This window comes from Neobacillus paridis, assembly GCF_016765675.1.
Lineage (GTDB): Bacteria > Bacillota > Bacilli > Bacillales > Cytobacillaceae > Neobacillus > Neobacillus paridis.
Genome location: NZ_JAESWB010000103.1, coordinates 1 through 10198, shown reverse-complemented (window position 1 = coordinate 10198; position 10198 = coordinate 1). Strand labels below are relative to the sequence as shown.

Here is a 10198-nt window from a genome sequence, read left to right as displayed (position 1 = left end):
TCATGTATTTAGCTTAGAACACTACCGCGCTTTCGCTTGGTGGCCCCTTTATTTGGTGAGCGATCTGACAATCCCTCACCAAATGAAGGGGTTAAATTTTGCCCACATTAATTTTACTCATACTTGTGCGAACCCATTGCATTTCCTCCAGTATGCACATGGAGAATAAGTAGACTTCGCCCCACATTTCCCCATCGCCAACCCAAATATTGTACGGTTCTTGATAATAAGTCTTGGCAATTTCGTCAGCAAGTGGCTCAAATTTTTCCTTCGCAAGTAATAGATTTTCCGGAAGAGCTCCAAGTTGATCAGCAAATCGTTTATATTCCGGAAAATCACCAGCATTATCGAGTAATTTAAAGACAAGCATAAATAGTTGCATATATTCAAATTCAACGCCGTTTTTTGCCTTGTTTGGAATCACCCAGCGGCTTGCCTTTTCCAATGGAGTTCCCAGAGTGCCCACTAATGATACAATACGAATTCCTTGTTCCTTACACCATTCCGCTGCTTTTACCGTTTCTTTCGTATCGCCGGATTTTGAAGCCATAATGACAAGTGAATCTTTTGTCAATTGTTTATGTCCTGTTAAGATTATTTCTCCAGCCTGCTCAGTATAGACCGGAATGTCAGTCAATTGCTTTAACATTTCCTGAATTGGCCACATGATAGAAATCGATCCGCCAACTGAAACGAAAAAGATATTTTTAAAGCCTTCAGCCGAAATCTCGTCAGCAATTCTTTCAATTTGTTCACGGGTTTCATAGGTAATCCGGCCATTTTCCATATAAATATCTTTATCGAATTTTAACATGTTGAATCCCTCCAAGTCTTCCTTCATTTTGTCCAGCTCCACAGGGAAAGCTTCGGCAGCCTGGACATTGCATTAAGGAAAGGATATCGTCTTTTCTAGGAACGCTTATCACCCGAAGGAAAAGCGATAGCTTTTTCGAAGAGTTTGCGCGGCGAAGAGTAAGACAGCTGTACTTTCCTTAATGCTTTTCAATCTATCAAACTTTACTTTTTAACACTTTATCAAAATCATCAAAAATACGAATGCTTAAATCAATGCCTCTTCCTGAAGCAATTCGATAGGCCAAGATTTGCAATGGAATTGCCAGAATTAACGAGCTCATCCATTCATCAACATCCAGCTCTAAGTTCAATGTCTTTTCATCCACATTGTTCAAATCGGTGGAAATCGAAAAACAATGAGGGGTATATCTGTTTAAATACTGCTTTAGCATCTCAGCGCGATCGGCCAAGAGGCTTTTTGTTTTTATAAAAATGAGTCCATAGGATTTGTTCACTTCTAAATACGGACCATGCATGAAGGCCTCCAGTTCAAATCCTTGGGTAGGGACGCGAACCGTTTCCGTAAATTTTGTTTCGCCCTCTTTAGCTGTCCCGACAGTTGGACCATAACCGATTATCGCAAAGCGCGGAATGGCAGTTAGTTCAGTAGCATGCTGAGTATAAAAGCTTTCCGTCTGATCAATGATCGTTGGAATGTACTCGATTAAGCTGCTAAGTTTTTTAATTTCTAAGCTTACTTTTTCGGTGCTTAATGTCCCGAAAGCAGCCCCTGCATAGATCGCCATTAACATAGAAGTAAGAACTGTAGCAGTAAATCCCTTCGTAACAAACCCCACTTTCTCCACTCCACAGCCAATATCGATTACGGTATTGGCATAAGCCGTAATCGGGCTGTCCAAATTGGAGGTCATCACAGCGGTCGGTACTTTTCCCCCAGCATGAACCTTTTTTAATGCTTCAATCGTTGAATAGCTGTGGCCACTTTGGGAAACAGCAAGAACGAAGTCAATCGACGGCTTCACTTTTTCATAATGAACAAAGTTGAACGGCTCTTGAATTTCAATGGATACACCAGCGTTTTTTTCCATATAGTATTTTGCACTTTGCATTGCATTGGCGCTGGACCCGGTCGCCAGTACTAACCATGTCTTCGGCTGTTTTGCTTGCATCAATTGTTTGAACACGGTCAGCTGATTGTCGGCATTATGAATTATTTCCCTGCATACTTGTGGCTCTTCATGTATATAGGTCATCATTGTTTCTTGCAAAATCATCACCTATTTCTATTCTTTTTTTATCCCAAAATCCCAGTCCATGCTCCTAATATGCCAACTACAGCGATTCCGATAAGGATGGTAGTGGCCTTATACCCTTTCCCCAGCAACCAATAGATGATGCCAAACGCTGCTAATGGCAAGAGACCAGGCATAATCCCATTTAATATTTCCTGAACTTTGGTTGCTCCATCCCCACTGCCGATCTTTAGCGGAACACTGAGGCTAATCATCGAAGCACTCATACCTCCAATGACCATTAACCCAAGAATCGCGGCTCCAAGCGTTAAACTCTCCATCATTCCATTCTGTTGGAGACGTTGTAAAAAGTCAGTCCCCATTTTAAAGCCAAGTCTCGTAAAAATAAAACGCAGCAAAATGTGTGGAACGTTAAAAACAAGCAAGAATAAAATCGGCCCGAGAATATTCCCATGAAGGGCAAGTGAAGTACCAATACCAGTTGCGATCAGCCGTAATGTTCCCCAATAGAACGAGTCACCTAATCCCGCCAGCGGTCCCATTAAAGAGGCCTTGACACCATTAATCGATGATGAGTCAAAATCCTTATTCTCAGCATTTTGTTTCTCCATTGCAGCTGAAATCCCAAGCATAAACGTAACAATATGCGGAGTAGTATTAAAGAACTCTAGATGGCGTTTTAATGCTTGCGCTAAATCTTCTTTTTTCTTATATAATTTTTTCAAAATGGGAATCATCGCATACGTATAGGCCATGTTCATTTGTCGTTCGTAGTTCCAAGAAAATTCCATCTGAAAGGACCGCCAGAAAATCCGGTTCAAGTCTTTTTTACTAATTTCGATTTCTTCTGCCTTTTCCTGAACTGGTTCTTGATTAGAAGTCTTCATCGTCGTCATCACTCACCACTCCTCCTTGATTGGCTGCTAAATTGACCTTCTGATTATTCATTACATTCACCATAATTACTGATACAATGGCTCCAAGAAGGGCAATACCCGTTATCGGAACTTTTAAATACGCAACAATAAGAAAGCCTAAGAAGAAATATGGGACAACTTTTTTGTTAATCAATAATCGGGCTAACATCGCAAAACCTAGAGCTGGAAGGATGCCTGTTGCAAGTTGCAAGCCTTTTTGAACAAAGTCAGGAATCGTATTCAGAATATGTTTAATTGCATCACTACCGACAAAGAATGAGACGGTTACAATGATTGCGAGCATAAGGGAAAGTCCAAAACCGCCAATTAGGTGCATGGCCTCAACTCCACGGGTATTTCCTTCCTCCGCATATTTATCCGCTTTGTGGGATAAAACAGGTAAGAAGAGTCCTAAATAAACATTTTTCAAAACAAGTGTTAAGGTAGCAATTGGCAAGCCTAATAATAAGGCAGTTTCCGTTCCTGCTCCTGAGGAGATGGCAAATGCAGTCCCGAGAATACCTCCTGTTACCACATCAGGCGGGATAGCTNTACGCCTGTTTTAACATCACCCATCACAAGGCCAACTAGTAACCCTGTTACAAGCGGGCGAGTAATCAAGCTTGTTCCTAACGCATAATCACTTTGAGCAATAAAAGCAACCAAGCCAAGAAGTAATGCAGTCATTAACATGGGGATCCCTCCCTAAACAAATTTTTTATAACACATTTTGTGCGAGTATTTTTTTATCACTTGGTACTTGGCGAATTTCAACTTCAACACCTTGTTGAATCATCTTTTTCACAAGTTCTTCCTCTTCAGGCTGGAGATTGACTGCCTTTGAAATATTTCTTGTGCCTTCTTTAGCCTTGATACCACCTAAATTAACGTGTTTAATTTCCGGAAAGGCGCTTACAAGTTTTTCAGCATCAGCTACGGATTCGACGACAATAAATAGCTTGTACTTATCGGTCACACCACTCTTTAACGCTTCGATGGAATCCGCAATATTTTTGATGACCAAGCGGACACCTTGAGGTTTTGCCAGCTTAATCGTTGTTTTTCGCAGTTCATTTACCGGTACATCATCATTGGCAATTAAAATACAGTCAGCCCCTAAGTTATTTGTCCATGAAAAAGCGACTTGTCCATGCAATAAACGATGATCTACACGTAACAATTTAATCATTTCAATCCATCCTCCCGTTAAAATTCCTCATCCTCAAAATCTACTGCCACTGTTGCATTACAATATTTATTGGAAGCTTTTGAATTTTTTAAAGCTGTTTGGATTAACTGCTTCGTATCCATTTCTATATGTTTTAAGGTTATTAGTTCAATAACTAACGGCAAATTCATGCCTGCTATTAAATGAATTCGCTTATCTTCCAGCGTGTTCATGAATTCATTGTTAACACTGCCGCCAAAGATATCGCTTACAACAATGAGTTCGTCGTCCCCACCAAGTTTCTGTAACGCCTCTCTTATCTGGGAATGAAGATCAACCTGTTCCTCCACATAAGCATTCAATGTCCAAATATCCCTTTGGGCACCCATGATCATTTCTACGGTCTGAAGCATTCCCTCGGCAAGCCTGCCGTGTGAGGCCAACAAAATATATCTCATTTGTTTCACCCCCTTTTGTATGATTGATAAATTTTACTTTCTACACTTTTATTAATGCAAAAAGCGTGCCAACCATAGTGGCACGCTTTTATTTTTTTTAAAAATCTTCATGAAGGCTTGATTTTGCAACTAAATAATCGTAAATGTATCCGATTTCAGCGGTGTTAATTTTGACATTATAAATGTTTTCTATGACACTAAACGCTTCTTTTATCATTTTTATCATTTCCTTTTGACACTGTTCGAATTCCTCAAGATTGTTATAATTCTCTATTGGGGCTTGGCGAATTAACCTTTCAACCAAACAGCTCACATGGACATAAAGGGCAACTTTTTTATCATTGGGTAAACGTTGGTTTAGGCGAATTTCCAAGCGGTGAATAAATTCTTCCACATGGGAGAGAATTTTCTCCGAATCAAGTATCGTGATCGATTCAATCACCCGCTGCAGAGAGAAATTACGGACCAAGTTATCATTGATTTCTTTAAACCGCCCTTCCTCCATGATCGGCAGGAAGATTTTCCGCATGGTCGCTTCGCCTTTTCCGGAAATAATATCCTCTATCGAGAGATAGGGCACATCTTCTATACCGGGATTGGCAGTTCCTACAATCGTAAGAACATCAAACCTTTGAAAGATCGCTTCCGAAGTCCCCAGTTCCTTTAAGCGGTGGTAATCGTAAGCTGAAACCTGTATCGATAAGTCCTTGGGAATACTGTCCTCCAGTAATTTCTGGATTTGTATTGCCGTCCCCATTCCTGTTAAACATGTGGTGACAATGACTTTTTCCTTTTCTTTTTCCGGATAAATAATATTATATTCTGTTTGGTTCGCCTGTCTTAACTTTTCAATCATTTCTTCCAAAAATAAATCCTTCTCCAGCATACTGCCGAGAAATAAGGCCATTTGCGTAGAAACATTATTAATAATCGCAATCGGGCCATTGACATAATTTTTAAACTGAGAGTATATATCCTTTAACGAACCCATATCAACTAACAGAATAAGGCCTTTTGAGATATCATGATGTTCAATGTAATGGAATACTTTTGCCGCAATTTCTTGTACGGATATATCAATCGGCATATCAAAGGCCTCAAACACATTTTTCTTTAGCATTCGGTTTACCACGTTGGCAATACTACTTGCTGTTGCATAGCCGTGTGCTAAAATAAGCGCCTTCACTTGCTGGTTCGTCTGTTCAATGGCAACGCTTCGCAAATAGAAAGATAGAAAGATTACATCCATTTGCTCCAGCTTTACCTCCAATTTACTTTCCAACAAATGGACAAAATGTTTCGCCAACTGTTGCTCCACCTTATAAAACCGATCCATATAGTGGGCCAGCTTATTTATGGCCGCCTCTTGTTTCTCTGACCATCTCATCACGGAATGACCTTTGTAATAGAGAAAATGAGCAATCGCATAGATGCTATTGCCATTAAATTTGACCTGGTAGTTATTTTCTAAATATTGAATGATTTCTTGAACACTAATGGTAGTTAATTCCAGCCTGATTCCGGCATCTTCTTTTGTATTGGTAAAAATAAGTTGATCAAGGAGAATGAGAATTTCTTGAAATATTTTTTGCTCATTAAATGCCACTGGTAATTTTTTCGTGTGGCATTCCTCATACAGGCACAAGATCTGTTCAAAGGTTTTCTTAATTAATTGTACTTGCGTAAGGCTTGTCTCATATAATTGCTCAAGGGTTGAATCAGGTTGAATCAGGATATCATGATTCTGCCTTACTTTATGATCCGTCTGGTGCAGGGCCTCCTCTAAAATGGGGTCCGGCAGATGATGTAACGTGATCTGGACTTCTTCCGCTTCGCGGTTTTTTGCGAACGAGGAAGCGGCAATATATTGAATCGTGTTTTTCAAATCCCCCATGTTCCCAGAGTAATGATAGTTGGCCAAAGCATCAAGAATGCGGCTGGTAATTCTAATCGGTTTGCGCAATTTTCTAGCTTCATTTAATAGAAACAAGTAGATAAATTGCCGCTTCTCCTGCTTACCACGTTCATCCAAGCTTGGAATAACAATTCGAATCGGAATCCGCCGCAGAAAGGTAGGCAAAAAGTTCTCTTCCAGATTTTCCGTTGTTGCAAAAATCAGCCGAACATTCGCTTGATGATTTCCTTCGCTTTCACCCATGCGACGGAAAACCCCCTGGTCAAGAAAGGTAAATAACTTTTCCTGCCCCTCTGCGTTTAAGCGATGGACTTCGTCCAAAAATAAAATTCCTCCATCAGCCGCTGCAAGCATACCGTCCTTCGTTCTTTCGGCACCGGTAAAGGCGCCTTTGACATAGCCGAATAAATGACTAGACATAAGCTCGGGGTTGTTGGCATATTGGGCACAATTAAAACTGATAAACGGGGCATCTTTCGCAAGTATTCCTTTTTCTACACAGTAACGATGGATAAGGCCGGCTGTAAAGCTTTTACCAACCCCTGTTGGCCCAACCAAAATGAGCGGCAGACCGCTGCCCGGATAATAAATGGAGGTTTTAATCTGTTCAATGGCTCGCTTCAAACTGCCTTCCGCACCAATTAAGCGGTCAAAAATATCTTGTTCATCCTTTGTCTCTGGCTTAAACTCCAGCATCTCCTGAAAGCTATGAAAATGATTAATTGGGAGTGGAAAAAATTTTCGTTCAAAGCTGGCTCGGCTTAAAAAATAGACGGGCCTTGTGTTAACTTTGATTACTTTTTCCTCTTCTACCAATTGATTAATGTAATGGCTTACTGTGTTGCGCTTGACAGAAAAGTAATCCGACATGACACTCGCTGTTAGGCGATCGGAGGGTTTGTTCATATCAAAGCTTTCCGTCTCCTGATCTAAAAACGCAAGTAACCTTGCTTTTAAGTTCATATTCTCACCCCCTGGAAGTGGAAAAATCGAAATATATGACTTTTTAAAGAGATAATTCAAACTGTCTATTTTATCTTAGCACAATTGCTAAAGAAAAAGGCCAGGCACTCAATTGGTTAGTGCCTGACTCTTTTTCACTTCAGCTAAAATGTGAGTTTACCCGTCTGTTTTTCAATTTTATCCGCCGAAAATGTGAGCTTACCCGTCTATTTTACGAATTTACCCGCCGAAAATTCAATATTTTCATATCCAACTCAAACAAAAAATGATCTCCTGATTAGAAAGTCATGCTTACTTGAACACTAATGTTTCATTAATATAATTTCACCATTAAAGATACTATCAATGTTCAATTTTATTGTTTTATGCACAGAAAAAGTCTTTATAATCGATAGGTTTTAGGTGGTAACCCTTCCAAATCCACTAGTAAAGGACATCTCACATCCTTACTTTTGCGATTATAACAAACAAAACAGCCTCGATACCGCATGAATACTGGTTTCTTGACTGTTTCTATTTGTCAGGTAGTTGTAGTGTAAATCCTCCTTGACAGCCCCTAAAAATTTTTAATCCCACCCAATAATTGGAATTTTCTTCAAATCGATGCCCATTTCTATATCTATATCGGAAAGCACCTCATCATAATGATCAAATAAATAATAACTTTCCTGTATTTGGCTGTAGGAGATCTTTCTTAGAATATCAAGCACGTCAGTAACCGAATACTTTCCTTTCAAGTGGCGATCTAATAGCCTTATAATGACAAGCGAGACAAAGCATTGATTTGGAAAGTCGACCAGTCTATCTTTGAAAGCAAGAGCACATTATTCGCTTTGGCATAATAGCCCGGCCCTAAAGAAAACTAGAAATAATATTAAGGCAAGTCCAACTAAAATACCTTTAAATTTAATTGAGGATTCTTTTTTACCCTTTATATAGTTTGTGATAGATTTTGCTCAGTCCAGCATAGCCTAAATTTTCTCGATCTATGTATTCATTTGAATGCGTTCTGCTTTATTGATGCTTAAGGTAATAGGCGAACGATCCATATCCTATTGTTCATTCATTTGTTTGACTTTTTCTTCAAAAAAAAGCAATTGGATCATCGTATTGTTTTTCCAATTCATCTAGGTAGCCAAGAGATTCAATTGTTTTTGCTCTGGTTTTTTGGGTGGCATTATCACGAGAGCTATGTACGATAGTCAAATATGTTTTCAACCTGTTTTTTTATTTTTTTGTTTTCTAAGAAACATATGATCTCCCCCACACGATATACAAAAACTATAGATACTTATATTTTACCACAATAATCCATATCTGAAATATGACAAAGATAGGGAATAAATACTTGAAACCAGTAATAGTATCAACGGCTTCGAGTTATATGATTATTATAGGCGCTTCAAAATTAGAGAGTTCAGTATTATATGGGAAATTTAAACTTTTTAGGAAATACTTTACTATTAGGTATTTATGTAGTATATTAATTAGTAATTATCGTATTAGGAGGTGATTATTTCCAGTAAAAAAGTTTCTTATTCTTATGCTTGTTGTTCTTGCCACATTTGTTAGTGTCTCTGCTGTTTCAGCATCGACAACAGATGTAAAAATGGTAGAACACGAAAACTTCGAGGATGCACAAGAATTATCATCTGCTGAACCACAATACCTTCCTGCTTTAGCAGCAATTGGTCAAGCAGCAAGAGTAGCACAAGCAGGAGTAAAAGCCGCAAAAGCAGTTGGTAAAGCTGTGGCAGTTGGATTTGCAGCTGCAGCGGGCGCTGATGCATACTCAAAAATCACAGGAATAGGGGCCAAATCTAGCGATGTACCACAAGATTCTGAATTAGCTTTTGATTAATCATAAAAAGCTAGGAGCCTCAATTACTTTTGATTGAGGCTCTACTCTTATAACATTAGAGAGGAATAGATTATGAGAATTAAGATTTTTTTTGTAGTTGTTTGCGTAGTATTTCTCTTTCATTTCACTATGACAGCGCTTTATGTACTTCCATTTAATCCAATTAAAAATAAATTAAATAATCTCAATGTCTTTTACATGGAACCGCTGTTTACCCAAAATTGGAAGTTATTCGCTCCAAACCCATTATCAAATAATTACTACGTTTATATACAAGTGAAGGACCCATCTGGAAAAAAATCAAAATGGATAGACATTTCTACTCCTCTATACGAAGCTAATCATACTAATAGATTCTCTCCGGTAAATAAACTAGTAAGAATAGGAACTAGCGCATTTATGCAATCTGTTCATTCAGATGAGTTACTTGATAAGATTGAGCAAAGAAAGAAGGAATTAGATCATCAGCAATCAAAAGTTGAGAAAAATAATGTAAATAAAGAGATAAAACATTATCAAGAGGATGGAAAACATCAATTGTATAATTTTGGATATTTTTACGTAGAAAAACAATTCAAGAAACAAAATATTCACAAAATTAGAATTCGAGTGTTAAGAGAAGAACCAATTCCCTTTTCAAAAAGAAATGATAAAAATTACAAGATACAAAAATTTTATATTACATATGACTGGGAACCTGTGCAAGGAGGAATTGTAAGTGGTTTGAGTCAAGTATTTGTGGGCAGTTTTTTTATCTCCACAGAAGTGAAAGCGGATTCACTTATTTAGAGTGCTCTCTTGATAGAAAATTTGTCTTTTTTAAAAACCGGCCAACTCTTTTAATGCT

The 10198-nt window shown here is 38.5% G+C and carries 8 protein-coding genes and 3 pseudogenes; 2 read left to right on the top strand and 9 right to left on the bottom strand.

Annotated features, from left to right (window positions below; genetic code table 11):
- Positions 1–91 precede the first annotated feature (91 nt).
- The 9 genes and pseudogenes from JK635_RS06285 to JK635_RS26605 form a co-directional block, all read right to left on the bottom strand.
- Positions 92–814 (bottom strand): SIS domain-containing protein, encoded by a 723-nt coding sequence (locus tag JK635_RS06285; RefSeq protein WP_202653122.1) that lies wholly within the window; start codon positions 812–814, stop codon positions 92–94.
- Positions 815–1010: 196 nt separating this feature from the next.
- Positions 1011–2084 (bottom strand): SIS domain-containing protein, encoded by a 1074-nt coding sequence (locus tag JK635_RS06280; RefSeq protein WP_202653121.1) that lies wholly within the window; start codon positions 2082–2084, stop codon positions 1011–1013.
- A 26-nt stretch (positions 2085–2110) separates the two neighbouring features.
- Entirely contained in the window at positions 2111–2965 is an 855-nt protein-coding gene (locus JK635_RS06275) for a PTS system mannose/fructose/sorbose family transporter subunit IID (RefSeq protein ID WP_235887935.1), read from the bottom strand.
- Positions 2943–3673, bottom strand: a pseudogene (locus JK635_RS06270) (PTS mannose/fructose/sorbose/N-acetylgalactosamine transporter subunit IIC). Before JK635_RS06270 ends, JK635_RS06275 begins: the two are co-directional and overlap by 23 nt.
- 31 nt (positions 3674–3704) lie before the next feature.
- Positions 3705–4175, bottom strand: a complete 471-nt coding sequence (locus JK635_RS06265; RefSeq protein ID WP_202653120.1) for a PTS sugar transporter subunit IIB — start codon at positions 4173–4175, stop codon at positions 3705–3707.
- 17 nt (positions 4176–4192) lie between these two features.
- Positions 4193–4612: a PTS sugar transporter subunit IIA gene (locus JK635_RS06260; protein WP_202653119.1), complete on the bottom strand. Its 420-nt coding sequence runs from the start codon at positions 4610–4612 to the stop codon at positions 4193–4195.
- Between the two features lie 97 nt (positions 4613–4709).
- Positions 4710–7490, bottom strand: a complete 2781-nt coding sequence (locus tag JK635_RS06255) for a sigma-54-dependent transcriptional regulator (protein ID WP_202653118.1) — start codon at positions 7488–7490, stop codon at positions 4710–4712.
- Between the two features lie 566 nt (positions 7491–8056).
- A pseudogene (locus tag JK635_RS26610) lies at positions 8057–8269 on the bottom strand (IS1634 family transposase); the annotation flags it as partial.
- 157 nt (positions 8270–8426) lie between these two features.
- A pseudogene (locus JK635_RS26605) lies at positions 8427–8743 on the bottom strand (IS1634 family transposase N-terminal domain-related protein); the annotation flags it as partial.
- 290 nt (positions 8744–9033) lie between these two features.
- Here JK635_RS26605 and JK635_RS06250 point away from each other — a divergent pair.
- Entirely contained in the window at positions 9034–9351 is a 318-nt protein-coding gene (locus tag JK635_RS06250; RefSeq protein ID WP_202653117.1) for a hypothetical protein, read from the top strand.
- Positions 9352–9423: 72 nt separating this feature from the next.
- Positions 9424–10140 carry a DUF5819 family protein gene (locus JK635_RS06245; protein ID WP_202653116.1) on the top strand — a complete coding sequence of 239 codons (717 nt, stop codon included), beginning with the start codon at positions 9424–9426 and terminating at the stop codon, positions 10138–10140.
- The last annotated feature ends 58 nt before the right edge of the window (positions 10141–10198 follow it).